Source organism: Sporomusa rhizae, from assembly GCF_041428845.1.
GTDB classification, from domain to species: Bacteria; Bacillota; Negativicutes; order Sporomusales; family Sporomusaceae; genus Sporomusa; species Sporomusa rhizae.
Genome location: NZ_CP156925.1, coordinates 3,614,510 through 3,640,929, shown reverse-complemented (window position 1 = coordinate 3,640,929; position 26,420 = coordinate 3,614,510). Strand labels below are relative to the sequence as shown.

The following is a 26,420-nucleotide window of genomic DNA, read 5'->3' as shown; positions in this document are numbered from 1 at the left end:
TTAAGAGAAATTATTGATGCTCTAAACCGCATTTAACCTATCGATAGACAGGCTAATCCGGCTAAAATAACCGTAGCGGCAGTTATGCGAAGTTTTGCGTCACCTTCAGCCAAAAATCGCGCACCCATTATGGCCCCTATTAGGATGCTAACTTCTCTAGCAGGGGCAACGTAACTTACTGGTGTGAAAACCATAGCAGTGAGAACAAGAATATACGATAATGGACACAAAATTGCGACACCAATAACTGAGAGGCGTTTTGTTATCCATTGATGTACTATTTCTTCGCGATTTTTCAGGGCATAGGGGAGCAGTAAAAAAGCCTGGCCGACAGTAGCTCCCCAATACATCAGTACCGGAGGAACATTTATAGTGCTGACTGAATACTTATCCCAGAGTGTGTAGCTTGCAATAAAAACGCCGGCTAAAACGGCAAACAGGACGGGTTGAGAAGCGTTTATTTTAACGTAATTTGCTGGGTTGCCCAACAGAAGAAATACACCAATCGCAATAAACACCGTACCTATTAAGGCGAGTAAAGAAGGCTGTTCTCCCAAGAATAGAATGGCTGCAAGTACGGAAATTAACGGGCCTGTGCCACGGGCTAAAGGATAAACTAGCGAAAGGTCACCCACATGGTATCCTTTATTTAATAGAAGGAAGTATCCAACATGAAGAACAGCGCTGCCCAGCATGAAAATCGTGTAATCCCAGCTAAAGGAGGATTGGGTGACCCACATTGAGCCAATGACAATTGGAATATATACTATAGAGGCGGCTGCATTGAATAGCCAAACGAAAATTGCTCCGCCACAAGCCTGCTTTGCTATAAAATTCCAGGAAGCATGGCAGAAGGCAGCACAAATGAGAAGAAATAAAGCTAGTCCGGTCATCTATAATAACTGATTGAGCTTGCTTTCAGGCTCTTTACCATTCTCTACACGTTTTATATTATTCACAAAGAAATCATATCTTTTTTTATGGAATTTGCGACCGTCCGGCATGCCTGCCGTATGGGGAGTAAGTATCACATTACCCAGACTCCGGAGCTCACTGTCAGTTGGAAGCGGTTCAGATTCAAACACATCCAGGCATGCACCTGAAATGTCCCTGTTTTTTAATGCATCTATCAGGTCTCTTTCATTGACAATCCCGCCGCGGGCTGTATTGATAAAAAGTGCGGTCTTCTTCATTTTCTTGAATACTGCTTTATTGATCAGCTGTTTGGTTTGCTGATTCAGGGACATATGTACACTTACTATGTCCGATGCGCCTACAAGAGTATCGAAATCCGTCATTTTCACAAAACCGTCAGACTGTTGAGCGGCATCTCTAGCATAAGCCAGCACATTCATATCAAAAACCCTGCAAAACTCGGCAACTTTTTTACCGATGGCGCCCAAGCCGATAATTCCAATTGTTTTGCCCTTCAATTCACTCCCTGTATAATCCAATTGACTTTCATCCATCCTGTTTTTCATGAAAGAATCAAGAAACGGTATGTTTTTATAATAAGACAATATCAGGGCCATTACATGCTCAGCCACTGCCTGGGCATTCACTCCGGCAGCATTGGCCACCCAAATGCCGTGCTGCGTACAGGCATTGATATCTACATTATCAAAGCCTGCACCCGTCTGGACCAATTTTAATTTTTTTGCTATAGACAGCAGGCTGCGGTCCACTTTTATATGTTCCGGTATGATCACCTGGCAATCTTCAATATGATGCAGCATTTCTTTTCCGGGCGGGACAATTACAATGTCCCAGTCTTCCAGAAAATGCCTTGCAATCTTTGCTTTTGCGGTCTCGGAAAAATAGCCGACCATGAGAATCTTCATTGCTAAGCCACCTTTCATGCTCTATACCATGCTTCGAAGAAAACCCGTTTGCTATTTGCAATGTTATCCTTTTAAAGAAGCAGTAATAATTGCCATATTATAAACTTCCTCTGCATTACAACCTCTTGAAAGGTCATTTATCGGTGCATTTAACCCCTGGAGAATCGGACCGTATGCCGCAAAGTTTCCAAGACGCTGAGCTATCTTATAACCAATATTACCGGCATTAATATCCGGGAATATGAAAGTGTTCGCTTCCCCGGCGACAGGAGAGCGTGACGCTTTTATTTTTGCAACCTCTTTGGAAAACGCGGCATCAAACTGTAGCTCACCGTCAATTGGAAAATCAAGATTCATACTCTTTAATTTTGCGGCTGTATTTCGCATTTTATCAACTGATTCTCCAGTGCCTGAGCCTAACGTGCTATAAGATAATAAAGCAACTTTTGGATCAATGGAAAAGACTCTTGCCGTTCTTGCCGTTTCAACAGCAATCTCGACAAGTTCATCTTCACTTGGATTCAGGTTAATGGCACAATCGGCCATAGCGTATTTTTCCTCAACATTCTCTATTTTGCGATATAGAATAAAGCTGCTGGAAACAATTTTGTTTCCAGGTGATGTTTTAATAATCTGCAGTGCCGGGCGAACGGTGTCGGCAGTAGAATAGGTTGCACCACCTAAAAGGCCGTCAGCATACCCTGTTTTTACAAGCATCGTACCGAAATAATTAGTTTTCAGCAAAGACTCCCGGCAGGTGGCCTCATCCATTTTTCCTTTTCTAAGTTCAACCATCATCAGAGCCATGGATTCTATAGCCGGATATGTTTTAGGATCTATAATTTCAATTTCATTTGTAAGAAAACCATACTTTTGCGATACCATATGTATCTCTTCTGGAGCACCTAACAGTATCGGTTCGAGGATCTTCTCTTTTTTTAAACGGCTTGCAGCCTCAAGAATTCTTGGGTCGGAACCTTCGGTGAATACTAGCTTTTGCTGTTTGGTTTTTAATTTTTCAATCATACTTTCAAACATTTTATAACCTCCATTTTTTCTTATTGGATTTTGTTTATGATTTCTCCAGTGAAAAAACGTTTGACCATCGTCTCTATTAATGATAATTTTAAACATAAAGAATATTGTTGTAAAACTCAAATATTTTGTGAACTATATTAATTATTTCTATATATCGAGAGGTGTTCTATGTATTTTCCTGGGGTTGAGGCGTTTTTAGCTATCGTACGGACCGAGAGTATAAGCAAGGCGGCCGAATTGTTGCACTTGTCACAGGCTACTGTAAGCTATCGGTTAAAGACCTTGGAGCAGGAAATGGGTGGCCTTTTGGTTGAGCGAAGAAAAGGGGCAGCCAAAATCCGTCTGACACCAAAAGGGGAGAACTTTTTTAGCATTGCGGAAAGATGGGATGCTCTCTGGCGGGAAACACAAATTTTACAGGCCAGCGGCTCTCAGTTAAGTCTGGCAATTAGCGCCGCCGAAAGTATAAGTCACTTTGTTTTGCCTCCTGTATACAGCTTGCTAAATCAGCATACCCCGCCGATCCGACTGCAAATTCGTACGCAACATACGCAGGAAGCATTTGATAGTATTGAGCGACGTGAGATGGATGTGGCATTTGTGGTGCGAGAAATAGTGTCGCCTAGTGTCACGGTGAAACCGTTTTTCTCTGAAGAAATGGTGTTGTTGCGTCTGGCTGGGCCGGGGCGGCAGGCCGGAGATACTGTTGAAATGGGAGAATTGGCGGCAGAGCACGAAGTCTTCATAAATTGGAACAGAGAGTTTCAATTCAGGCATGACCAGTGGTGGGATCCTCTTTGCCCTTCCCGTGTTCATCTGGACACGGCGGGACTCATCGCTACTTTTTTGAAGGATGCAAGACAATGGACTATAGTTCCCGCCTCTATTGGCGCACATATGATGCGGATTGGTGATTTTGTTCTTCAGAAATTATCGGCACCGGTGCCTCCAAGGATATGCTATAAGGTAACTCACAAGTTTCCCAACCAGGCTTTACACGATACCCTTCGTATTCTTGACCAGTATCTGCAAGATATATTTGGAGTGCAATGATCTGCTGACCAGTCGAGATAATAGCTGTAATTGATTCTGGGCCTGCAAACTGAAACTTAATAAAAATCAAAAGATGTTTCTTGTTTGACCTCTTTAACCGCTTCAGTGCACCAGCAAATTTGAGAAACTACAAAACATTATCTAAAAAATATTAAGCATAATAACTGAACTAATTGGCCTGACTGTCAGGGGGATGGGGTTGCTGACAACATATTCTAAAAAGACTTTAACCTTGTTGATTCAGGGTTAAAGTCTTTTAAATTCGTGGAGGAGTCAAGGTGATATTTTAGATTAGGTCACTAGGATATGTTTCTTGTTCCAATAAGGATAACTCAAGAGCTTTGACTCATTTGGCTCAACCTTGACAACCTAACCCCCTAGGCAACCAAAAACTTAAAGGGAAAATATGGATATAAAGAGAATGTAATAATAGGTTTTTTGTCAAGGAAGACGGGATTATGAATGATATTGAATATAGATGAGGAGCAGCCAAGAGAAAAGGAAAAACTGTCAGTTCACATCGTTGAAAGTTGAGTTAGCTTGATAAAAAAGTATTTAAAAAAATCGAGGTGTTTGTAATGGGAAAAGGAAGTAAGTTATTATTTGTGCTTATAATGATTTTGATAGGTACAGTTAGTATTGTAAGTGCCGAAGAAGTAAAAGTTAGCCAGGCTTATGACAAGGTGCATGCATTTTCTGATGATGGTTATGCAGTAGTTGAGAAGGATAAAAAATGGGGCATAATTGATAAGAATGGGCAGGAAATTGTGGCTCCAAGTTGTGGATATATTAGTAAAATTGCTAAGGATCTTTTTGTTAATGGCTTTGTTGCGTTGAGGCGTGATGGTAAATGTGGATATATTGATCAAACGGGTAAAATGGTTATCGAGCTTCCGTAGAGAAAAGCCACGGGGACGGTGGAAATGTCTCAAATGAAGACACAACCACCGTCCCCATGGCGTCCCATGTAAAAGTATGGAAAAAAGTTAATGATCATTAGAATTTACAAAGTTTTAAATAAATCGTATAGATCCGATTTTTAGAAATGAGGTGCAATGACTATGATATATCAATCGGATAGCAGTGGAATTAATAGTTTAAGGGGGGGTTCATTTCAAGTTAAAGTTTTTGTATACTATATGGTTATGCTTAAGAAAGGTATGCAAATCGAATTTGAAACACTAGAAGACGTCAACATTTAAAACTTAAAGAATGAAAATATTGACCAAAATAGTGAAAACTTTTTACCTTGGATATTTGAAATTCAATTAATTTTTAAGAAGGAGTTGAGCAAATGAAGCGGTTATTTGTATTAACACTGGCCGTGCTATTTTTCATTCAACTGAGTGGTACAATTGCGGCTAAAGAGAACGATCAGGAGAATCAACACGTCGCAGTAAAAATTGATGGTAAATGGGGATATATCAACAGAACGGGAAAACTGGCAATACAACCACAGTTTGATAAAGCCCAGCCGTTTAAAGAAGGACTGGCTGCTGTTAAAATTGACGGCAAGTATGGATTTATACGCGAAACCGGGGAGCTTGTAATCCAACCGCAATTTGACGATGCACGGCCTTTTATCGAAGGACGGGCTGCGGTTAAAATTAATGGAAAGTGGGGATATATCGACAAAACCGGCGAGATGGTAATCCAACCGCAGTTTCAAAGTGTATTAAGTTTTCAAGAAGGAATAGCTGTGGTTGCAATTAATAGGAAGGGCGGCGTTATCGACAAAGCGGGAAAGTTTATAGCGGAACCACAGTATGATCGGATATGGCCTTTTGAAGCAGGGATATTTAAAGAAGGACCGGCTGCTGTTGTAGTTAATGACAAACATGGTTACATAGACAAAACCGGAAAATTGGTAATAGAACCTCAATTTGACGCTACAAAAGGAAGTGGCTTTGGAGACGGATTTATTCTGAATCCGGCAGGAGAATTTCACGAAGGGCTGGCTGCTGTTAGAGTCAATAACAAGTTTTTCTATATTGATAAAACAGGTAAGACGGTAATACCGCCGAAATTTGAAATTGCGCTGGATTTTCAGGAAGGGTTGGCTGCGGTCAGAAGCAATGGCAAGTGGGGCTTTATCGATAAAACCGGGGAACTTGTAATCCAGCCGCAATTTGGCCCTACGGCACCAAGTTATTTTCAGCAAGGACTGTCTGTGGTTAGAATCAATGGCAAGTTTGGCGCTATCGACAAAACCGGCAAGGTTGTAATTCAGCCGCAATTTGATAACCGGTTTGAATTTCACGAAGGATTGGCAGCGGTTAAAATTGATAATAAGTATGGCTATATCGACAAAACCGGCAAATATGTAATCCAGCCGCAAATTGACCTTGGCCTCTATCCTTTTAGGGAAGGGCGGGCTATGATTATGATTAGAGGCAATGTCAATCCCAAGTATGGCGCTATTGACAAAACAGGCAAGATTGTAATACAACCTCAATTCGACCATGAATTTGAATTTTATGAAGGAATAGCTAAAGTAATAAACCACCACAATTATGGATACAAGTACGGATTTATTGATAAAATGGGTAATTTTATAGCACAGCCGCAATTTGACGAGGCATACAGCTTTTATAAAGGTCCTTTATATTATTATCATCCTTGACTGAAGATAAAAGGTCGGTCGCAGTACAAGGTAATTTAGTGACTTTAGATGTAAAAAAGCGGATTGCTTATGTTTCTTGTAATCTAGCTTCGCTGGCAAGGGATTTGACTGTGTTGGCTGAAAAAGGGTATGTAGTGAAGGAAGTTCAGCCGGTGGATATGTTTTCGCAGACTTTTCATGTGGAGAGTGTGGCGTTGATAGAACGGAAATAGCCTATTTTCAAAGGGTTTGAGGAGGCGAACTTCAACCCTTACACGAAATTATACAATTACATAGAATGATGGGTATTATGCGTTTTATAGCTTAGTGTTTAAGATTAGTCAAGGTGAGGGCCATCACCCGTAACACAATTAGCAGCGAAGATTTGTAAGAATATAGCAGGATATATCGTTTAGGTAGAGAAAATAGCCATAACTTACTGAAAAAGTAAGTTATGGCTATTTTTATATCGATTTATTGTAATACAGTATATATTTAACAACTCACGTAATCAGGAAGCGATAGAACTATCTCGGGCAATGAATCCACTCATTTGGGATTTATTTTGAGAGTACATTCTGGTGTCAAAGTGGGAACGTCAGACCAATGTCATAAAGCTTAACTGTAATAAAAAGGTAAATTGTTAAAAAGCAGAAAAAGTTTAGAGAAATCGTAAAAACACTTGACTTTTTAGAAGTGTCCCAATAATTGGGATGGATACCCTTTTTAGGGTATATCCTCTCATTGTTGGGTGATATAATGATGTTAAAAAAATTTATGACTTCTCTTGAAATAGCCAGAGAGCAAATTAATGATTCTCTTTTTATGCTTACCAACCGTACCAAAAGCACATATTTTACAAAAGATACTGCTAAAATGAATTTCAAGGATGCAATATACTTTATTTTAAAGGGATTAAGAAAAACGCTACAAATTGAAATAGATGATTGGTTTGAATTTTTAGGCGGGGAAAATACTATGACAAAACAAGCTTTTTCGCAACTGAGACAAAAGATTAAACCAGATGCGTTTATACAGCTGAATGAAAAATATATAACTTGGTTTTACAGCGATGATGACTTTAAGAAATATAAGGGTTATCGATTGCTTTCGATTGACGGCAGCATTACTGAAATTCCAAATACAGTTAACAGCAGAGAACATTTCGGATATTATCATAACCAAAGTGACAGGCAGCAAGCAAGGGCGATGGTATGTGTAATATATGATATAGAAAATGATATCATACTTGAATCTGATATCCGTACATGGAGAGCTGCCGAAAGAGATGTAGCAAAAGATCTTATCGAAAGGCTTGAGCTTAAAAGCTTTAAAAATGACCTATTTTTGTTCGATCGGGGTTATCCATCAAAAGATATGTTTGATTTTTTAGAAAGCAAACAATTGAAATACTTGATGAGAGTAAAGGTTAATAAATTTCATCCGGAATTTGACAAAGCAAATGATCCGGATCAACTTATCACGCTTATTCATAAAAATAAGACTTTAACAGTTCGAATCATTAATGTGATTCTGCCAACTGGTGAAGTAGAAAAGCTAGTCACCAATATTATGAATGTAGATCTAACTACTGATGATTTCAAAGTTCTCTATTTTAAACGCTGGGGAATTGAAGTTAAATACAGTCAGCTAAAAAGCAGATATGAGCTTGAAAACTTTTCAGGAGTTAACCCGATTTCTATCATGCAAGACTTTTATGCAACAATATATTTATCAAACATTATGACAATGGCAAAAGCGGAAGCAAATGAAACCGCAAAATTCAATAAAGAAGACCTGAAATACGAATATAAAGTGAACATGAATATATTAATAGCAAAGATGACGCGAACACTAATAGAGTGTTTCTATGAGGACGATCCTAAAAAACGAACCATTTTATTTAATAAAGCAATGAGTAACATAACCAAGAATCTTGTCCCCATACGACCGGACAGAAGCTTTCCTCGAAGAGAACCTTCAAGAAAAAATAAATACCCGGTTAATAAAAAACGCTCTTTGTAAAATATGTAAGTTAAGCTTTATGACATTGGTCTGACGTCCCCAGTGTCTCCCACTCTGATGTCATGAGGATGGTTTTTTAGAGGAGGATACTAGGGGCGGTTCGTTTTGTTTCCTTCTATTGTCTAATATTGTCGTTTGATCCGATGCGGAAAAACATTACCATTGGAAACGGGCGAACCGTCCCCTAGTATCTTCCTGAGGAACAATTACATAGCAAGCGGCAGCAGGTGGTTGATGCTGTTACCCGTATTGGCAAATTGCCTGAGGTCGTCGTTCATCCGACACTTGGTGCTGATACTCCCTGGTATTACCGCAATAAGATGCAGTTTCCTGTGGGGCATAAAAACGGCGAAATCGTTGTAGGCTGCTATGCCCAAGGCAGCCATGATATTGTAGATACAGATAACTGTCTGATCCAGCATCAGGTCAATAACGATATCGTCCGGGAAGTCAGGTCAGTGATCGGTGAACTCGGCATTGAACCGTATGATGAGCTTACCGGTCAAGGCATTATTCGTCATGTCCTGGGGCGGGTAGGTACGGCTACCGGCGAAGTCATGGTAGTACTGGTAACAGCAACTGACCGCCTGCCGCAGCGTGAAGCACTGATTGAACGGCTAAAAAGCAACATAGCAGGACTTGTCAGTATTGTTCAAAGCGTTAATTCTAAGCGCACCAATATCATAATGGGTAATAAAACGGTTACCCTTTGGGGGCGCGACACGATTACCGACAAGCTGGGAGAATTTAGTTTTGCCATATCAGCCAGGTCTTTTTTTCAGGTAAATACGGCCCAGGCCGAGGTGCTCTATAACCAAGCAGTAAAGTACGCCGGACTGACCGGTGCTGAAACAGTCATTGATGCTTATTGTGGCACAGGCACCATTACCCTATTCCTAGCCCGCCAAGCCGCACAGGTATACGGCATTGAGATCGTCGAACCGGCCATCATCGACGCCCGCCAAAATGCCGTCGCCAATAATGTGCCTAACGTCGAGTTCATTGTTGGCGATACCATCGACATTATGCCGCGCATGTTTAAACAGGGAATCAGACCAGACGTCATTGTCGTTGATCCACCCCGCGCCGGTTGTGAGCAAAAAGTACTGGAGACTTTTGTGCGCATGGAACCAAAGCGCATTGTCTATGTATCTTGCAACCCCGCGTCACTGGCCCGTGATTTGGCTGTTTTGAACAGCTTGGGTTATGTGGCACGAGAGATTCAGCCTGTTGATATGTTTCCACAGACGTTTCACGTGGAGTGTTGTGTTCTACTGAAAAGAACTAATTCGCTGGCGCTCAGGCCCCTCAAAATCTTATAATACTTGTAATCCAAACTGATGCGTAGATAAAATGGCATCAGTTTTTCTCATTTTTCCTACCAGAGGCAATAGTCATCGATAACTGCTGTTAGTAGTGTTGTAAGATATTGCTGTGGAACAAAAAGAGATTGTAACAATTTTAATAATATATGGTGTTCGGGCTCCTCCTCTAAAAAGTACGGTTACTATTTAAAATTAGAGGAGGCCAAGTTCATGGACATATTGGGTAAGCTGTTATTTGACCTTGAGTTGAGTGGCTTCAGTAACGTCACACAAAATAACTATCTATATCATGTCAGCCAGTTTGCAAAGTACTGTAAAAAACCGCTCCAGGATACAGATATAGAGGATGTTCGCAGATTTCTACACTATATGCGAAGATCGAAGAAACTCAGCGCTGGTACAGTGAATTACTATCACACCTGCATAAAATTTTTATTCGAAGTTACTCTGGAAAAACCGTGGAATGACAAGAAATTGCCTCGTCTTAGAGAACACAAACCATTGCCGGAAATTTTATCCCGGGAAGAAATCGATGTACTACTGGACGCTGCCATTAATCTGAAACATAAAGCAATCCTTGCTACCGTTTACGGCGGTGGTTTAAGAATCAGCGAAGTCGTCCGGCTAAAGGTTAAGGACATAGACAGCAAAACCATGCAAATCTTTATCCGTGAAAGTAAAGGGAATAAAGACCGTCGCACCCTTTTATCCGAAAAAAACCTAATGATCTTGCGTGAATACTGGAAAAACTGTGGTAAGCCCATGGATTGGCTATTTCCCGGGGAAAAACCGGGAGCACACATGACTGTGACAGCGGTACGTAATTTTTTGAAAAGAGTCTGTAAAGCTGCCAAAATTACCAAACCGGTTACTATCCATATGTTAAGACATTGCTTTGCAACTCATCTTCTGGAGTCGGGTGTCAATCTCTTTATCATCAAAATATTACTGGGACATTCCAGTATCAGCAGTACTAGCCGTTATTTACATCTGGTCAATCAGAATGCCTTTAACATCAAAAGCCCTCTGGATCTGCCGATAGGTGACAATGATGCTTGAAGTGCAGGATATCTTTAAACTCTATTGGCAGGAGTATCAAAAAAAACACCCAATGACGCCTAAGCAGTACAAGGCGATGATGAGTATCGTCAACTGCAGGACGGCGTCATTGGGGGAACATGTGGACGAATGCGAAGAGTGCGGCTATACCCAAATATCCTACAACTCTTGCCGTAATCGCCATTGTCCCAAGTGCCAAAGCTTTTTAAAAGCGAAATGGATTGATGCAAGAAAGGAAGAACTGTTGCCGGTCCCCTACTTTCACGTGGTGTTTACAATTCCGGAAGAATTAAATATGCTTACCTATCAGAACCAGGAAAAGGTGTATAAAATCCTGTTTGAGGCTGTAGCAGGGACGCTGCTGGAATTGACCGCGGATCCTAAATACTTGGGAGCGCAGATTGGCTTTACCAACATCCTTCACACATGGGGCCAAAACCTTATGTATCATCCCCATCTGCATTGCGTGGTGCCGTCTGGGGGACTAACTCCCGAAGGAAAGTTTAAAACCGGAAAAAAGAAGTTTTTCATCCCCGTAAAGGTTTTGTCGCGTAAATTCAGGGGAAAGTTCCTGGCAATGCTAAGAAAAGCCTATGATAATAATGAACTGAGTTTTTATGGCAGTATCCTCGAATATTCCTATGATCATTGTTTCCAGGATTTTTTAGATAGGCTTTACCGGAAAGAATGGGTGGTCTACTGCAAAGAGCCTTTTAATGGTCCCGGTGCTGTCATTGAGTATTTAGGCCGATATACGCACAGGGTCTGTATCTCTAACAACCGTATCCTAAATATTGACGGCGGTAATGTTACTTTCAAATGGAAGGACTATCGGGACGGCAAAATAAAGGTCATGACAATAACCGCAGAGGAATTCATTCGGCGGTTTTTGATGCATATCCTGCCGACAGGGCTTATGAAAATCCGGTACTATGGTCTTTTATCCAACCGTAATCGTGGTACAAAACTAAAACACTGCCAACAGCTAGCCGGTTATAAAAACCGCAAAGCTCAATTTAAGGAATTGCATGCGGTAGAAATCATCAAAATTCTAACGGGAAAAGATGTAAGCCTCTGCCCTTGCTGCAAAACAAGCAGACTGAGAACCATTAGAACGATTGCAAAAGGTGTTTCTCCACCCCTGGTAGCTTAACAAAATACAAAGCATTCATTCATAACCCGGTTTTTGGGGGAGGGGGAAAGTCTGCCTTGAAACAGGTGAACTTTGGCTTTACGTATCAATTTTTGCATAACTATAATCATTCGCAAGGGTAATCTTGTGAAAAAAACGATCTGGAAAATATTACGAAATTCCATAGCGAGTGCCCATAATCCGCGAATTAGTTCTTTGGTAGGAGATCGACACTTTCGCGGAGTTTAACATAAGTTTAATACAAGTGCCCAACACGGGTGCTTGTTCTTTTTTCCCGCAAAACTATCGATTCCTCGCTATTCAAAGTAAACACAGCCCTTGAAGCCAGGCGGGGACTGGGTTCATATACTGTGGGAAAATATGGGATATGTTTCCCCGGACATGGCTAGAAAACACATATGCTGCAGTATTATGTCGAAGAAGGTACGCGACAATCAGCACCCCCTTTGCAGGCTGTAACTGAAGTGAATAAATGACCTTGCTGAAGTGTTAATAGTTGTCCATTAGTTCATTATTCTTGACTAGAATATAGCTTAATCTAATACCTAAGTAGACTTGCTTTTTTGTCTACTAGTCCGAATTAAACTTTTAAATGCCCTGGTGTACAAATTCTCCAAAATGTCTTTTCTGCTTTTCCTGCAAGCATTACTTAATATTTTTGCTGTTTTAATTTCTGGCACATAGTCTACGAGATTTATTTTAAATGCCAAACTGATAAGAATGTAGGAAAGCTGGTCGAGGTGAAATTTGTAATAACCTTGACTGGCTTATTTTCATATTGCATGGATGTGTTAAATAATACGTACATCAAGAAATTGGACCAATATAGATAGAGGTAAAAGTACTTTGATGAGGTGTTTTTTGATCATCAGGCTCTTGTGGCGCGTTAACATATCGGTTGAGAATATAGAGAAGATATTTTAAAAGGTATAAGTTGATACGGTTTATTAAACTTATTTTATCTGGATTGGTAAGTGCTGAGATTGATACAGCGTTATATTTTTTTATATTTTGCAAGGATTGAAAGCTGACGGTAATTGAGTGCAGGTATGATGTTAGTCTAAAAGTATTGTGAACTTGTGAGCTTTCAACGATACAAGAGATTTGTTGGTTGGTAATGTAATCAAGACTTTCGTAGGACGCAACAACATTATGTATAATTTTTTATATGATTTGACTGTAGCACTGGATAGTGATAATATTTATATAAAAAAATATATAAAAATAGGGGGATAATTTTGCATCCAATATTAAAAGCAATTATTCCAGTAGCAAATATAATCACGAAAACATTTGGGAAAAGTTGTGAAGTGGCAATTCATGACTTGACGCAACCGGAGAATTCAGTTGTATATGTCGCCAACGGGACAGTGACTGGGCGGAAGGAGGGGCAATCATTTAATCACCTTATACGGCAAGTTTTGCTTAGTAAAAAGTTTAAAAATGATTGCACCATGAATTACACGTTCGAGACGGATGATGGGAAAAAAATTAAGTCTTCTTCTGCTTTGATTAGGAACTTGGAAGGCGAAGTGGTAGGCATGCTTTGCATCAATTATGATCTTACACTATCTTATCTCATTCAGGAGGAGTTAGAGAATTTTTTGCCCCAGACCGTTCCGGAGCCATCTGATGGGGAAGAGACGTTTGAACAAGATGTGGTTACTATTGTTGATGAGTTGATTGACAACATCATCGGGACTAAAGATGTCGGATGCTTAAAAAGGAAAGACAACCTGGAAATCATTCGTTTTATGGATGAGAAAGGAATCTTTTTAGTTAAGGGAGCTATCGATAAGGTAGCTGCTAGCATGGGTTTATCGAAAGTGACCATTTACAGTTATCTAGATGATGTGAGAGGAAAATAAGAAAGAGAGGGTAACAGCATGAAGAAAATCATACCTCAATACGGAAGTGAAAGCAAAGGCCATAACTGTCAGGAATGATTTCCCGTGGCATGCTCTATATCCGGTCAGTTACCGATTGATCAGGATACACGCAAAGTGCCAGAAGGCGGGATTGAGGAATAGGTTAAGCTGGCGCTGGCCAACGTGGAGCGCGTGTTGCAAGGGGCTGGTGCTACGCGCGCGACGTTATTCAGTGCCGGGTATATAATCGGATATTGCACACTGGGACAGGGTTAATGAGGTATACGCGAGATTTTTTGGTGACCATAAGCCTGCACGTATTGTCGTACCGGTGGGTAAACTCCATTTTGGATGTTTGGTTGAAATTGAAGCAGTTGCGGAGGTTAATGAATGAAATATGTTTGCTCAAAATGTAAGGCTACGGCAGAGGTATCTAGATGGCCGAGGGAATTGCAATTGGCATGCCGAGGCGCAGTGAAGAGATTCTGGAGTATATCTACAAATACGACATCAAAGTAATTACGGCACCGGAGGAACGCATTTTGGAAGCCAGAATGGCTCTTGCAACAAAAGGGATTATTGTGAGCCACTACAGCGGCCAAGTACGCGGTCTATTGAAATATTGCGAAATGAACGGAAAAACGTCAGACTGTCTAATCCTTATGTGTGGCTCAGGCTTTAAATCTGATCACTAAAGTGGTTTTCGAGGGCAATCTAATGAGTTTGTTAGAGGGTGGTGAAGAAAAACTCGACACAAGCTATGAACAGACCAAATAGCATTTATTTTATGTAAAAAAGCTAAAGAGACAGGAGTGGTGTATTTTTGTAATGCTGCTTTGATTGAAAAGTAGTTATCTATCAGACTTCATAGAAAAAGGAGAGTAGCAGTTTGAGAGGCCACTGAAAAACTTGTGGTTTTGACGGAGCAAAGCTCAAAGAGTACGAAACAGAAGACGACCCTTGTTCCCAAATTGGGATGAGGGTCGTCTTTTACCATTTTGGAAACCTTTATAACTTGTCTCTTACTTTATTAGTTTTAATATTCTCTTAATATTCACAGTAAAGATCGCCATCGCCCCCTGTAACTCCATGCCAACAAGACCCGACGATGACGCTACGTCATACCCGTGTCTGTGTTTGAGTTCACTATTCTTTGCTTCAATCTTGTAGCGCTCCTTTGCCTTTTCCTTGAAGTACTCGCTTTCCTGGAACGTCATTTGCTCGGTGTGCTCGCCAGATTTAATACTCACCGAGTAAGTTTTGCTTTTGGCTCCCTCTTTGTAGCACCCTTCTTTGAAAGGGCATCGCTTGCAATGCTCAATATCGAAATAGTACGTATCAGCTTGGTTTTTCCCAACGCCTTTCTTTCCTTGCCGTGCTTTTCGGATTGCCATGTGGCCAGCCTTGCACACATACATGCCCGCATCTTTATTGAATTGGAATTCGTCTTCGTTCTTTCGGCTCCCTTGCGTTATGAGAGGGTGGAGCTTGGAAATGAGCTCTATGTTATTGTTCTTGGTGTACGTTATGTTATCTTTTTCAGAGTAAGCCGCATCTCCAATGACCGTTTTGACTTCCATGCCGGCTGTCTTGCTCTTTTCAATCAGCTCCTGTAGTTGCTTACCGTCGTTTTTTTCACCCGTTGTGACGACTGCTGCCGTAATAATCCGTTCCTCAGTCATAGCAAGATGTGTTTTATATCCAAAAAATGAGGAATCTGCACTCTTATGACCGACTTTTGCATCTTGGTCCTCCGAGATCCGCAACTGCTCGAGGTCATCTGTCACCGTTTCTTTGAGCAGATTGAGAGGTTCTTTAATTTTCGGAAGCTCGCAAATGCCTCCTTCCGCTTCAATCACATCGACGAGTTTTTGGCAATAGGCGATTTCGTCTTCGAGTACACCGCTGGTATTTTTCGTTGGGAACTTCGCTTTCAAAGATTCGTCGACCTTGTAGACGGCTTTTCTCAGTTTTCGGGAACGGTCTTGCAAGATTTCTACGGGGGATTTCTGATTATAACGGGCTTGTGTATGGGTTGCATCAACAATGATTGATTTGCTGTTGATAATACCCTTTTCGATTGCGATTTCAACGGTTTTGTTTATGAGCATATCGAGCAAATTTAGATCCTTTAACCGCAGCTTCCGGAACTTTGTTAAAGAACTTGGATCAATCACCGGATCTTCCGGTGCCATGTGGAGAAAGTACTTAAACGACATGTCGTATTTGGAGCGCTCGACGATGTCAACGTCAGATAGTTCGAAGATCGTTTTGAGCAGCAAATATTTAAACATCCGAATCGGATCAATCGCATTTCTGCCGTTATCCAGACAATAACGCTCTTTCAATTCCTTATATACAAAGGAGAAATCGACAAGCTCATTGATTTGCCGCAGCATATTATCCTTGGGAATAATCAAGGTGTAGAGCTCTATATAGGGACTTAAAATCATGGATTGTTGTTGTTGAATCATTTGAATCACCTACTCCCCTTTGATACCTTTATTATACAGGAAAAAAGGTACAGCCTCCTCAGTTTTTCTTGAGGGACTATACCTTTTTGTATCAAAGGGACTTTTTCAGTGGCCTCGCAGTTTGAAACTCTTCTTTTTTTGTATATCTTTTATATAAAAAAATATATGAATGCTTGAAAAGGTATAATATACTATATATAATTTAAATTAAAGGTGAACATTAATAAGATTTGCATAATTTTTTTATATAAAACAGAGGCTTTCACCTTAAAAAAATAGGAGATGGTTATATGTTTAAGTCAAGATATGGCCAAGTTGATACACCTGCGCTTTTGATTGATGAGGATATCATGTTGGAAAATATTCATTTTATGCAAAACAAAGCTAATCAATATGGTGTGAATTTGCGGCCGCATACTAAAACACATAGAATGCCAGAATTAGCAGAACTTCAGATGCGTAAGGGAGCGGTAGGTATTACGGTTGCTAAGGTAGGTGATGCGGAGATAATGGCGGCATATGGATTAACCGATATTTTTATCGCCAATGAAATTGTAGGAATTACAAAATTAGAACGAGTCAAAGCATTAGCCGAGAAGATTACTATTCGTTTGGGAGTCGATAATGAATATCAAGTCGATCAACTAGCACAGGTTTTTAAAACGGCAAAATCACCGATTGAAGTACTGATTGAACTAGAAGTTGGTGAAAATCGGTCTGGGGTTATAACCGATGAGGCATTGCTTAGTTTAGCAAAATATATTCATAAGCAAGAAAAAGTAGTTTTAAAGGGTGTTTTTTCGCATGAAGGTCATAGTTATAAAGCTCAAGATACCGCAGACTGCTGTAATTTGGCGCTAGAAAGCCAGCGGAGAACGCTGCGTGCCGCTAATCTAATCAGAAGAGAAGGAATTGCTTTAGATATAGTGAGTATTGGTGCAACTCCTTCTCTAATGCAAACCGAAATCATCGAGGGAATTACTGAAATAAGGCCTGGAACCTATATTTTTATGGATGCTGGGCAAGGGAATGCGATAAATGATTACAGCCGTTGTGCTGCAACTGTATTGGTTACGATTATCAGTAAACCAACTGAAGAACGTGTAGTATTTGATGCAGGAGCAAAAACCTTGACCTCACAGAATCGTCCAGCTGGAATATGTGCAACAGAGGGACAAGGCTTAGTTAAGAATTCTAATAATATTCGTGTAGCAGGGTTGTTTGATGAACATGGTTTAATTTATGATCGACAGTTTAGAACAGAGGTTGAAATTGGCGATAAAATTGAAATAATCCCCAATCACATCTGTCCAACCTGCAATTTGTATGAAAAAGCCTATTTAGTTTCTAAAGGGAAAGTTTTAAAAGAAATTCCTGTATTAGGGAGAGGAAAATCTCAATAGGCCCTTGTGACCTTACCCATATTTGATGGACATGGAGAATAACCCGTATAATTGAAGAAATGGATTTATTCAAAATGAGCCAATCAAAGTATGACCGGGAATTTAAAGAACAGGTTGTTCAACGAATTGCACGAGGAGAAACAACGATTACCGAGATAGCCCAAGAATTAGAAACTGCACTATACACGATTCGCGATTGGGTCAGACAATATAAAAAGGACGGTAGTCAAGCCTTTCCTGGAAGCGGCAACTTAAAAGAAGAAGATGCCGAAATCCGAAAACTACGTAAAGAACTCTCCGATCTGAAAGAGGAAAACGCCATACTAAAAAAAGCAGCCGAGTCTTCGGTGCAGACACAGAAAAGAATTGTCAGCAGCCATCAAAGAAGTAATTTTATAAAAAACCATCGGATTTACGGTGCGCCACGGGTTGCGGCCGCCCTTCCCCCAGACCGGAAAGCTAGCGTCAATACGGTAGCAAAAATTATGCGTGAGAATGGGTTACGTCAAAAACAACGAAAAAGTATAAAGCGACCACGAACTCCAAGCATTCTCTGCCGGTAGCAGACAACCTTTTAAACCGAAATTTTATGGCAACGCATCGGAATGAAAAGTGGGTATCCGATATTACCTATACCAAAACAGATGAAGGATGGCTCTATCTAGCTGCTCTACTCGATTTATACGATCACTCCATCATTGGATGGTCTATGGACAGCCGGATGAAAACGCAACTAGTAATTTCTGCCTTAAAACACGCAGTGGACCGAACGAAAGCACCCAAGGGGCTCCTGGTCCATTCCGATCGAGGGGTTCAGTATGCCAGTAAGCGATATCAGAAGCTTCTAAAAGCCAACGGATTCCCCTGTAGCATGAGTCGAAAAGGCAACTGCTACGATAATGTACCCATGGAAGCCTTTTGGGGCAAGTTAAAAATGGAATGGCTTTATGGTGTTCGATTGAAGACGCGAGCCGATGCCAAACAGGCTGTTTTTGAATATATCGAGCTATTTAAGTCTTAGTTGGCGATGAAGTTATGGAGTTAGAAAAAAGAATGGGTGTACCAACTTTAGATGAGTTGAAAAGACAGGCAGAACGGGCCCTAAGCCAGGGGGCTATTCCCAAGTGGGTGGAAAAGATGCAGGGGGTAAAACTGGAGTTGTAGGAATTATGGACTTTGGCAAGCCAGGATACACCGTGGCTTTGCGTTTTGACATGGATGCAAATGATTTGATGGAATTAGCAGATGATTCTCATCGGCCTTTTCGGGAAAATTTTTCTTCAATAAACGAAGGGGCTATGCATGGTTGTGGGCACGATGGGCATGCTGCAATGGGGCTTGGTATTGCGGAAGTTTTGGCTGAAATGAAAGATGAATTAATCGGGAAGGTAAAGTTAATTTTCCAACCTGCCGAGGAAGGAGCCCGTGGTGCCAAGTGCATGACAGAGAAAGGTATTGTGGACGGCGTTGACTATATGTTAGGAGTGCACTTAGGTTTGAATGCACAAAAAACTGGTATGGTAGCATGTAGTTCGGCAAGCTTCCAAGAAAGTATTAAGACTAATGCCGTATTTAAAGGAATATCTGCGCATGCTGGTGCTGCTCCGCAGCAAGGGCGCAATGCATTGCTAGCTGCGGCAACGCTGCTTTAAATCTTCACGCAATCAGTCGTCATAGTAAGGGTGATACTCGTGTTAATGTCGGTGTGTTAAATGCAGGAACGGGACGTAATGTAGTGCCAGCTAATGCAGTACTAAAATTTGAAACGCGGGCAAATAACACCGCTGTAAGTCAATATATGCACGAGGAAGCGACACGTATTATTAAAGCTTCGGCAGAAATGTATGACGTTAACGTAACATTTTCTATAATGGGCCAAGGTATCAATTGCGAAAGTGATGCGGTTTTGGTTGAGCGAGTGAAATATGTAGCAACAACAACGGGTATTTTTAATGATATTCTCCCCACTGTAAATTTTGGCGGCGGTGAAAACTGCACTTTCCTCATGAAAAGGGTACAGGAATGTGGCGGACAGGCGAATTATATCATTATAGGTACTGAACTTGCGGATGGGCATCATAACTCGCGCTTTGATTTTAATGAAGATGCTATGCTTTTGGGCGTAATTTTACTGAGTAACATAGTTGAAGACATACTAGGACACTGATATAAAAAGCAAATAGATGCATATCCGATAACCATATGCGTTTTTTTGCATTCGCAAATATCCATATTGTAATGGTCGCCTCCAGAATTGCATGTATAGGAAGAAGTACAATAATAAATTATTGATAAAGAGTCTATTTTGATTTTTTTTATAAAATTTTTATACATATCATTGACCTATCTTGTAAGAATTGATAATGTTTATATAAAAAAATATATAAAGATAGGTGGATAAAGATGCATTCAATTTTAAAGGCGTATATTCCGATAGCAAATATGATCACTCAGACATTTGGGAAAAGTTGTGAAGTTGCAATTCATGATTTGACGCAGCCAGAGAGTTCAGTTGTATATGTAGCCAATGGAACTGTGACCGGTCGAAAGGAAGGACAATCCTTTAATCATCTTGTATCGCAAGTTCTACTTAGCAAAAAGTTCAAAGACGATTGCACTGTAAATTATACATTTGAGACCGAAGACGGCAAAAAGATCAAGTCTTCTTCCGCTTTAATTCGAGACCTGAAAGGTGAAGTAGTGGGCATGCTTTGCATTAACTTCGACCTATCTATATCGTATTTAATCCAGGAAGAGCTAGCAAGCTTTTTGCCTCAGACAGGTTCTGAAGCACTCGCTGCAGAGGATGAAGAAGCACTTGGACACGATGTGTTGTCTATTGTTGATGAACTTATTGATAACATCATCGGTATCAAGGAAGTCGGTAACTTAAAGAGAAAAGACAACCTGGATATCATACGCTTTATGGATGAAAAAGGGATATTCCTGGTGAAGGGCGCTGTCGACAAGGTTGCTGCAAATATGGGTTTGTCGAAGGTAACTATTTATAGTTATTTAGATGAAGTGAGAGGAAAAAAATAGACAAAAGATTAAGTGTGATGTGTTGATGAAAAGAATCATGCCGCAATATGGTATGAAACCCAAGGACATTACACTCCTGGAATATTTCAAGGGCATGCTGTATGTCTCAGGCCAGCTATCTATGGATCAAGAACTTAAAAAGTTTCGAGAGGACGGACTCGGGAGCATTCCAAACTAGCCTTGCTAAATGTGGAGTGGTTACTTCTTATAGGCGGAGCTACTTGAAACAATGTAGTATAATGCAGAGGTTATGTTTCTGATATTGGTACTAGGACAGTGTGAATAAGGTATATACAGAATTTTTTGGTGATCATAAGCCGGCAAAAAATGTAGTGCCAGTAAGTATACTTCATTTCGGGTGTATGGCAGAAATGGAAGTAATAGCGGAGGCTGAGGAAAAATGAAATATGTTTGCGCAAACTGCAAAGCTACGGCAGAAGTAACAACGCGAGCAGCTAAGTGTGATTGTGGAGGTCTTTGGAAGTTGGATTACAAACCACCGCAGTTCGATTTGTCTTTAGTGGATCGTGAGACGTGGAGTATTTTCCGTTATCGGGCTTTCATGCCTTTGGAAGGTGAGTATTGGCGTGAAATCAGCTTGGGTGAAGGGATGACTCCCATTGTTCCATTCGATGAAGATGTGCTTTTGAAAATGGATTATTTTATGCCGACTCTATCTTTTAAGGATAGAGGAGCGGCCGTATTGATTGCACATTGCAAAGCTATCGGTGTAGATTCTGTTGTGCAGGACAGCAGCGGCAATGCAGGAAACAGCGTGGCAGCATATTGCGGCAAAGCAGGTATTGACTGTGAAATTTTTGTGCCAGAAGGTACATCGCCTAAAAAGATCAATATGATTCAAGCGCATAATGGGCATGTCAATGTTGTGCCTGGTTCGCGAGATAACTGTGCAAATGTCTGCAGAGATAAAGTGGTTAAAGAAGGAAAGTATTATGCGAGTCATGTCTATAATCCGTTCTTTTATCAAGGAACAAAAACTTATATTTATGAGACTTATGAACAATTGCACAGAATACCAGCGAATATATTGATTCCTCTGGGCAACGGTACGTTGGTAATTGGAGTTATCAAAGCACTTGAAGAGCTTCTGGGAAGCGGCGTGATTGAAAAAATGCCGCAGATCATTTTGGTGCAAAGCGAGTATTGCGATCCGTTCGTCAAAGCCGTGCAAGTCAAAGCAAAAAGTGCCGCCATGAATACAACCCCCAGACCGACAATGGCGGAAGGAATTGCAATTGGCATACCGATGCGCAGTGAAGAGATTCTTGAATATATTTACAAATACGATATCAAACTCATTGCTGCGCCGGAAGATCGGATACTGGATGCCAGAATGATCCTTGCAGCTAAGGGTATATATTGCGAACATACAACTGCAGCCAACTATGCGGCCTATTTGAAATATTGCGAGGTATACGGTAAGACTTCAGACTGTCTAATTCCCATATGCGGTGCAGGGCTTAAATCCGATCATTAAAAGAAAGATTTCTGAGGCAATGGACAGTTAAAGCCGATCAGTATAAAGTGAGGCTGTATCTGTATACCAAACACATAAAGTGACACCATTGGAAAAATTATAAAAAGAGCTAGGACTCGTGACATTACTGTCGCTAATGTGCGAGCCATCTGCCCGAGAGAAACTTCAGTAATTTTTAGCAGCTAGGAAAGAGGAGAAAATATGTCCGAAATTATTGTGCTGACTGATCAGGACGTAGCAAGTCTAATCTCGTTTGACGAAAATATGCATATGGTCGAGCAAGCCTTTCATGATTATAGTTTGGGTAAGAGCTACGCATTTCCTGTTGTTAGGGAAGAAATAACAAAGCATACAGGAATTTTTGGCATCAAGTCTGGATACTTGGAATCGCAGGATGTATTGGGTTTCAAAGCAGGGGGATTCTGGACTAATAATAAGGGCAATGGATTACCGAATCATCAGTCGGCGATTATGCTGTTTAATCCTTCCACTGGTCAGCCAACTGCAATTGTCGCGGCTAATTTCGTAACTCAAGTCCGTACAGCAGCAATTGGTGCGATAGGATGTAAATATCTCGCCCGTAAAAATAGTAAGATTTTAGCAGTGATAGGTAATGGACAGCAGGGAAGAAATCAGTTGGAAGCTGCATTGACGATTTTGCCTGACATTAAAGAAGTTTATTTGTTTGATGCCTATCCTGAAGCATCTCAAAATTTGTTGCGTGATATTGTTCGTTATCCTTTAAAATTAGTCATTGCTGAAAGTGCTGAACAAGCCTGCAGAAACGCTGATGTAATCATTACTGCGACTTCCAGCTATCAACCAATTGTACTGGATGAGTGGATCAAACCTGGGACCCATATCAATGCGATTGGCACTGATACTCGTGGCAAGCAGGAACTTGATCCCCGAATTTTTGCGCGCGCAACAGTTGTGGTCGATGACATAAACCAGTGTTGCTATCTTGGAGAATGCCAGCATGCTTATGATGCAGGCATTATTACAAAAGATGCGATTTACGGACAAATTGGCGAATTGATCAACGCGAACAAGCAGGGACGCCGAACGGATGAAGAAATCACTGTTTTTGATACCACGGGAGTTGCAATTCAGGATCTAGCCACCGCTGGCTATGCTGTTTCCGAAGCTGTGAAAAAAGGCATTGGTCAGAAAATAACGCTCTAGTGTCTCGTAAGAAAATTTGTGAAAGGCAACAATGAGAGTTTGGTTAATTGCAAAAGTTTTTTTTGACATTAACCTGTAAGGAACTAAAATCATGTTGTTGACTATTGAAAAGGGGAAGGGGTCATAGTGAAAAGAATCAGTCGAAATGAATCAGTATTGTACTTATCCAATGATATCCAGCCGGTAATGACTGTGCTGTCGGGTGAGACAGTCATTTTTGAGACAGTTGATTGTTACAATGAGCAAATAACCAGTAATATGACCTTGTTTTGCGATATCAAAAAAGAAGTAAATAATCCGGCAACAGGTCCCTTGTATATTGAAGGGGCGGAGCCCGGAGACATATTAAAAATCGACATCCTAGATATCAAGGTGAACAAATGGGGAGTTATGACTGCTCGACCTGGAGATGGTGTATTGAAAGACTTCTTTACTGAGTATAAGTCGAAAGTTATACCCATCGAAGAGGAAATAGCGAAGTTCAATGAAAAAGTCAGCTTTCCCATCCAGCCAATGGTTGGAGTCATTGGGGTTGCTCCGGCGGGAGAACCGATAAAAACGACAATACCAGGTTTCCATGGCGGGAATCTTGATTGCAAAAAAATTGCAAAAGATTCGTCCGTTTATCTCCCCGTTTTTGTTCCTGGCGGTTTATTGTGCTTAGGGGATCTTCATGCTGTAATGGCGGATGGTGAAGTGGTAATATGCGGTCTGGAGACTGGTGGCGAGGTTACTGTAAGAGCAACGGTAATTAAAGGTCATAATTTATCGTTGCCACTAGTTGTAACGCCGGATACCATTAACACTATTGCCTCATGCAAAACGCTAGATGAAGCTGCATTGCTGGCAACCACCGATATGCAGAGAGTTTTAACACAACAGGCGGGAGTTGATCCCTACGATGCCGCTATGCTGCTTTCTTTGGCAGGTGAACTTGGCATTTGCCAAGTGGTGAACTCGTTGAAGACATGCAGGATGGAATTACCACTACGCGTCTTAGAGGCGTACGGATACGAACTGCCAAAATAAAGCCGAAGTTAAGCATCAAGGTACAAACGACATATGTCCATGAACCAATTACCCCCCCCCTTGTATTCAGGGTATCGCATGATACGCGAAATTAGAATTTCGCGTATCAGTATCACGATTCTATCAAATGACGAGTAGAGTGCGTGGCGTTGATACTCAAAGAATAGTCCCAATTCAAAGGTTTGCTGATTTACTAGCAATTTGATATGTGTATTTATATTCGCCTAGACTTTGTCTGGGCGTTTTTGCATTTAGGAGGGCGGTACGGTTACACGAAATTAATATAAATACTATATAAGGGGAAATTTTATGTATTTATATAGAAAAGTCATTTTAAAGTGACAACCTTTGTAGCGTGAAGATGAATCTTCGCCTAAGAAAGGTCATGACTTCAATGATCGGAGGGTTGGCCAACTTTGCATCCGATAACGCGATAAATATCTGTATAAACTACTGAGTTTGAGGAATTGACAAGTTATTAGGTACTACTTCGCAATTTTTGCCGAAGATTTTAGTTATTAAATTTATAATGGTAAATAAGCATAATTTTATATAAAACATTATATAAGTTTTGCTGAATTGTATAAAAAATATAAAAACATATTGAAATTATATATTTTTTTATATAAAATATAAATATAAGGTGATTAGCATTGCCTAATCTTATAAATTTTTATGCGTGTGCCGTTGCTTTACCTATCAAATTAAGCGGGGGGGATAAAAATCCTATTTTATGTAGAAAAAAATCTCAATAATAACATTTACTGAAATTAGGAGGCTATTATGCATTTTTACTGTGCTGAATGTGGAAAAAAATATCCTATTGAGGGACTTGATTATCAATGTGAATGTGGCGGACTTTTTAAGCTGCACAAAGAAGACGGGGAAGAAATTACTACAACGGTGACCCTGGGGGAAGTTAAAACTCCAATATTGAAGCGGAAGCTACAGGGAAAAGAAGTCTACTTAAAATTGGATTATATGCAACCAACAGGCTCTTTCAAAGATCGTGGCGCGTTTGCCATGGTTAATAAATTGAAGGAATTAGGTATTAAAGAAGTTGTTGAGGATTCTTCTGGTAACGCCGGGGCGGCATTTGCTGGGTATTGTGCCGCTGCAGGGATAAAGTGCAATATTTATCTGCCGGAAAGCACATCACCGGGCAAGATTAAGCAAATTAATGCCTATAAGGCAAACTTGGTAAAGGTACCTGGGACACGTGATGATACCGCGAAAGCAATAAAGAAGGCCGCTGAAAAAACGTATTATGCTTCACATGTTTATAATCCTCTATTCTTTGAAGGTACTAAATCCATTGCTTATGAAATTTATGAACAAATAGGCATTCCTGATTATATAGTGGTGCCCGCCGGTAATGGCACGATGCTGCTTGGCGTCTATAAAGGGTTTAAAGAAATTGGACAACTTCCTAGAATCATCGTTGTTCAAAGTAAAAATTGCTCACCGATACTCAGCAAGTTTAAAAACCAGCCAGCTGGAGAAGTAAAACCGACTGCTGCTGAGGGAATTGCAATTGGAAATCCAAAGCGGATAGACGAAATGATCGAGGCTATTAAAGAGAGCAATGGCGATATAATCGCCGTAGAGGACGATAAGGTTATCAATGCTCAGGCATTACTTGGAGAAATGGGGATTTATATTGAGGTAACTGCAGGGGCTGCTGTTGCTGGAATGCTGCAGTACTTTACCAATGATTACGATCCGAATTTGAAAATTGTTGTTCCTTTAACAGGGGTTGGACTGAAAAAATAGCGCTTCTGGCGAAACGTGGGCGATACTTCATGAAAACATAAATTCTGTAAGT

The 26,420-nt window shown here is 40.6% G+C and carries 24 protein-coding genes and 2 pseudogenes; 22 read left to right on the top strand and 4 right to left on the bottom strand.

Annotation, left to right across the window (positions count from 1 at the left end; all coding sequences use genetic code 11):
- Positions 1 to 32 precede the first annotated feature (32 nt).
- The 3 genes from SRRS_RS17245 to pta all read right to left on the bottom strand — a co-directional run bounded on the left by SRRS_RS17245 (position 33) and on the right by pta (position 2,975).
- Positions 33 to 893 (bottom strand): EamA family transporter, encoded by an 861-nt coding sequence (locus tag SRRS_RS17245; RefSeq protein ID WP_371362261.1) that lies wholly within the window; start codon positions 891 to 893, stop codon positions 33 to 35.
- Complete coding sequence (locus SRRS_RS17240) at positions 894 to 1,841, bottom strand: NAD(P)-dependent oxidoreductase (protein ID WP_371362259.1); 948 nt, start codon at positions 1,839 to 1,841, stop codon at positions 894 to 896.
- A gap of 63 nt (positions 1,842 to 1,904) precedes the next feature.
- The gene (gene pta, locus SRRS_RS17235) at positions 1,905 to 2,975 is read right to left on the bottom strand and encodes a phosphate acetyltransferase (protein ID WP_371362257.1); all 1,071 of its coding nucleotides are present in this window, start codon (positions 2,973 to 2,975) and stop codon (positions 1,905 to 1,907) included.
- Between the two features lie 72 nt (positions 2,976 to 3,047).
- Here pta and SRRS_RS17230 point away from each other — a divergent pair, with 72 nt between their 5' ends.
- The 11 genes and pseudogenes from SRRS_RS17230 to SRRS_RS17180 all read left to right on the top strand — a co-directional run bounded on the left by SRRS_RS17230 (position 3,048) and on the right by SRRS_RS17180 (position 14,659).
- Complete coding sequence (locus SRRS_RS17230; RefSeq protein WP_371362255.1) at positions 3,048 to 3,932, top strand: LysR family transcriptional regulator; 885 nt, start codon at positions 3,048 to 3,050, stop codon at positions 3,930 to 3,932.
- A gap of 578 nt (positions 3,933 to 4,510) precedes the next feature.
- Positions 4,511 to 4,831: a WG repeat-containing protein gene (locus SRRS_RS17225; protein ID WP_371362253.1), complete on the top strand. Its 321-nt coding sequence runs from the start codon at positions 4,511 to 4,513 to the stop codon at positions 4,829 to 4,831.
- 395 nt (positions 4,832 to 5,226) lie between these two features.
- Complete coding sequence (locus SRRS_RS17220; RefSeq protein ID WP_371362251.1) at positions 5,227 to 6,555, top strand: WG repeat-containing protein; 1,329 nt, start codon at positions 5,227 to 5,229, stop codon at positions 6,553 to 6,555.
- 56 nt (positions 6,556 to 6,611) lie between these two features.
- Positions 6,612 to 6,767, top strand: a pseudogene (locus SRRS_RS17215) (23S rRNA (uracil(1939)-C(5))-methyltransferase RlmD); the annotation flags it as partial.
- Positions 6,768 to 7,293: 526 nt separating this feature from the next.
- Complete coding sequence (locus SRRS_RS17210; protein ID WP_371362249.1) at positions 7,294 to 8,559, top strand: IS4 family transposase; 1,266 nt, start codon at positions 7,294 to 7,296, stop codon at positions 8,557 to 8,559.
- Between the two features lie 200 nt (positions 8,560 to 8,759).
- A pseudogene (rlmD, locus tag SRRS_RS17205) lies at positions 8,760 to 9,881 on the top strand (23S rRNA (uracil(1939)-C(5))-methyltransferase RlmD); the annotation flags it as partial.
- Between the two features lie 213 nt (positions 9,882 to 10,094).
- Positions 10,095 to 10,943 (top strand): tyrosine-type recombinase/integrase, encoded by an 849-nt coding sequence (locus SRRS_RS17200; protein WP_371362247.1) that lies wholly within the window; start codon positions 10,095 to 10,097, stop codon positions 10,941 to 10,943.
- Positions 10,933 to 12,096, top strand: a complete 1,164-nt coding sequence (locus tag SRRS_RS17195) for an IS91 family transposase (protein ID WP_371362245.1) — start codon at positions 10,933 to 10,935, stop codon at positions 12,094 to 12,096. Before SRRS_RS17200 ends, SRRS_RS17195 begins: the two co-directional genes overlap by 11 nt.
- 1,238 nt (positions 12,097 to 13,334) lie before the next feature.
- Positions 13,335 to 13,964, top strand: a complete 630-nt coding sequence (locus SRRS_RS17190) for a transcriptional regulator (RefSeq protein ID WP_371362243.1) — start codon at positions 13,335 to 13,337, stop codon at positions 13,962 to 13,964.
- A gap of 253 nt (positions 13,965 to 14,217) precedes the next feature.
- The gene (locus SRRS_RS17185) at positions 14,218 to 14,358 is read left to right on the top strand and encodes a RidA family protein (RefSeq protein ID WP_371369864.1); all 141 of its coding nucleotides are present in this window, start codon (positions 14,218 to 14,220) and stop codon (positions 14,356 to 14,358) included.
- Between the two features lie 43 nt (positions 14,359 to 14,401).
- Complete coding sequence (locus tag SRRS_RS17180; RefSeq protein WP_371362241.1) at positions 14,402 to 14,659, top strand: hypothetical protein; 258 nt, start codon at positions 14,402 to 14,404, stop codon at positions 14,657 to 14,659.
- A gap of 327 nt (positions 14,660 to 14,986) precedes the next feature.
- Here the strand turns inward: SRRS_RS17180 and SRRS_RS17175 are convergent, their stop codons facing one another.
- Positions 14,987 to 16,438 (bottom strand): IS1182 family transposase, encoded by a 1,452-nt coding sequence (locus SRRS_RS17175; RefSeq protein WP_371362239.1) that lies wholly within the window; start codon positions 16,436 to 16,438, stop codon positions 14,987 to 14,989.
- A gap of 290 nt (positions 16,439 to 16,728) precedes the next feature.
- On the opposite strand from SRRS_RS17175, the gene SRRS_RS17170 reads away from it, so the two are divergent.
- The 11 genes from SRRS_RS17170 (at position 16,729) to SRRS_RS17120 (ending at position 26,368) form a co-directional block, all read left to right on the top strand.
- A complete protein-coding gene (locus SRRS_RS17170; protein ID WP_371362237.1) occupies positions 16,729 to 17,841 on the top strand; it encodes an alanine racemase in 1,113 nt (370 codons plus the stop codon).
- A gap of 74 nt (positions 17,842 to 17,915) precedes the next feature.
- Positions 17,916 to 18,404: a transposase gene (locus SRRS_RS17165; RefSeq protein WP_371362235.1), complete on the top strand. Its 489-nt coding sequence runs from the start codon at positions 17,916 to 17,918 to the stop codon at positions 18,402 to 18,404.
- On the top strand, positions 18,395 to 18,862 hold the full coding sequence (locus SRRS_RS17160) for an IS3 family transposase (RefSeq protein ID WP_371369862.1): 468 nt from the start codon (positions 18,395 to 18,397) through the stop codon (positions 18,860 to 18,862). The genes SRRS_RS17165 and SRRS_RS17160 overlap by 10 nt, the downstream gene beginning before the upstream one ends.
- A 14-nt stretch (positions 18,863 to 18,876) precedes the next feature.
- The gene (locus SRRS_RS17155; protein ID WP_371362233.1) at positions 18,877 to 19,005 is read left to right on the top strand and encodes a hypothetical protein; all 129 of its coding nucleotides are present in this window, start codon (positions 18,877 to 18,879) and stop codon (positions 19,003 to 19,005) included.
- Positions 18,966 to 19,493, top strand: coding sequence for an amidohydrolase (locus SRRS_RS17150; protein WP_371362231.1), 528 nt, complete (start codon positions 18,966 to 18,968; stop codon positions 19,491 to 19,493). The genes SRRS_RS17155 and SRRS_RS17150 overlap by 40 nt, the downstream gene beginning before the upstream one ends.
- Positions 19,424 to 20,008 (top strand): peptidase dimerization domain-containing protein, encoded by a 585-nt coding sequence (locus SRRS_RS17145; protein ID WP_371369860.1) that lies wholly within the window; start codon positions 19,424 to 19,426, stop codon positions 20,006 to 20,008. The genes SRRS_RS17150 and SRRS_RS17145 overlap by 70 nt, the downstream gene beginning before the upstream one ends.
- A gap of 236 nt (positions 20,009 to 20,244) precedes the next feature.
- Complete coding sequence (locus tag SRRS_RS17140; protein ID WP_371362230.1) at positions 20,245 to 20,883, top strand: transcriptional regulator; 639 nt, start codon at positions 20,245 to 20,247, stop codon at positions 20,881 to 20,883.
- Between the two features lie 400 nt (positions 20,884 to 21,283).
- Entirely contained in the window at positions 21,284 to 22,381 is a 1,098-nt protein-coding gene (locus SRRS_RS17135; RefSeq protein ID WP_371362228.1) for a threonine synthase, read from the top strand.
- Between the two features lie 201 nt (positions 22,382 to 22,582).
- Positions 22,583 to 23,566 (top strand): ornithine cyclodeaminase family protein, encoded by a 984-nt coding sequence (locus tag SRRS_RS17130; protein ID WP_371362226.1) that lies wholly within the window; start codon positions 22,583 to 22,585, stop codon positions 23,564 to 23,566.
- Between the two features lie 126 nt (positions 23,567 to 23,692).
- A complete protein-coding gene (locus tag SRRS_RS17125) occupies positions 23,693 to 24,595 on the top strand; it encodes an acetamidase/formamidase family protein (protein ID WP_371362224.1) in 903 nt (300 codons plus the stop codon).
- 783 nt (positions 24,596 to 25,378) lie between these two features.
- Positions 25,379 to 26,368 (top strand): pyridoxal-phosphate dependent enzyme, encoded by a 990-nt coding sequence (locus SRRS_RS17120; RefSeq protein WP_371362222.1) that lies wholly within the window; start codon positions 25,379 to 25,381, stop codon positions 26,366 to 26,368.
- Positions 26,369 to 26,420: the final 52 nt, after the last annotated feature.

What these genes read in the sequence shown, in the direction of transcription:
- SRRS_RS17245 (WP_371362261.1), bottom strand. Translation starts at nt 893, where the DNA reads ATGACCGGACTAGCTTTATTTCTTCTCATTTGTGCTGCCTTCTGCCAT.
- SRRS_RS17240 (WP_371362259.1), bottom strand. Translation starts at nt 1,841, where the DNA reads ATGAAGATTCTCATGGTCGGCTATTTTTCCGAGACCGCAAAAGCAAAG.
- pta (WP_371362257.1), bottom strand. Translation starts at nt 2,975, where the DNA reads ATGTTTAAAATTATCATTAATAGAGACGATGGTCAAACGTTTTTTCAC.
- SRRS_RS17230 (WP_371362255.1), top strand. Translation starts at nt 3,048, where the DNA reads ATGTATTTTCCTGGGGTTGAGGCGTTTTTAGCTATCGTACGGACCGAG.
- SRRS_RS17225 (WP_371362253.1), top strand. Translation starts at nt 4,511, where the DNA reads ATGGGAAAAGGAAGTAAGTTATTATTTGTGCTTATAATGATTTTGATA.
- SRRS_RS17220 (WP_371362251.1), top strand. Translation starts at nt 5,227, where the DNA reads ATGAAGCGGTTATTTGTATTAACACTGGCCGTGCTATTTTTCATTCAA.
- SRRS_RS17210 (WP_371362249.1), top strand. Translation starts at nt 7,294, where the DNA reads ATGATGTTAAAAAAATTTATGACTTCTCTTGAAATAGCCAGAGAGCAA.
- SRRS_RS17200 (WP_371362247.1), top strand. Translation starts at nt 10,095, where the DNA reads ATGGACATATTGGGTAAGCTGTTATTTGACCTTGAGTTGAGTGGCTTC.
- SRRS_RS17195 (WP_371362245.1), top strand. Translation starts at nt 10,933, where the DNA reads ATGATGCTTGAAGTGCAGGATATCTTTAAACTCTATTGGCAGGAGTAT.
- SRRS_RS17180 (WP_371362241.1), top strand. Translation starts at nt 14,402, where the DNA reads ATGGCCGAGGGAATTGCAATTGGCATGCCGAGGCGCAGTGAAGAGATT.
- SRRS_RS17175 (WP_371362239.1), bottom strand. Translation starts at nt 16,438, where the DNA reads ATGATTCAACAACAACAATCCATGATTTTAAGTCCCTATATAGAGCTC.
- SRRS_RS17170 (WP_371362237.1), top strand. Translation starts at nt 16,729, where the DNA reads ATGTTTAAGTCAAGATATGGCCAAGTTGATACACCTGCGCTTTTGATT.
- SRRS_RS17165 (WP_371362235.1), top strand. Translation starts at nt 17,916, where the DNA reads ATGAGCCAATCAAAGTATGACCGGGAATTTAAAGAACAGGTTGTTCAA.
- SRRS_RS17155 (WP_371362233.1), top strand. Translation starts at nt 18,877, where the DNA reads ATGGAGTTAGAAAAAAGAATGGGTGTACCAACTTTAGATGAGTTGAAA.
- SRRS_RS17140 (WP_371362230.1), top strand. Translation starts at nt 20,245, where the DNA reads ATGCATTCAATTTTAAAGGCGTATATTCCGATAGCAAATATGATCACT.
- SRRS_RS17135 (WP_371362228.1), top strand. Translation starts at nt 21,284, where the DNA reads ATGAAATATGTTTGCGCAAACTGCAAAGCTACGGCAGAAGTAACAACG.
- SRRS_RS17130 (WP_371362226.1), top strand. Translation starts at nt 22,583, where the DNA reads ATGTCCGAAATTATTGTGCTGACTGATCAGGACGTAGCAAGTCTAATC.
- SRRS_RS17120 (WP_371362222.1), top strand. Translation starts at nt 25,379, where the DNA reads ATGCATTTTTACTGTGCTGAATGTGGAAAAAAATATCCTATTGAGGGA.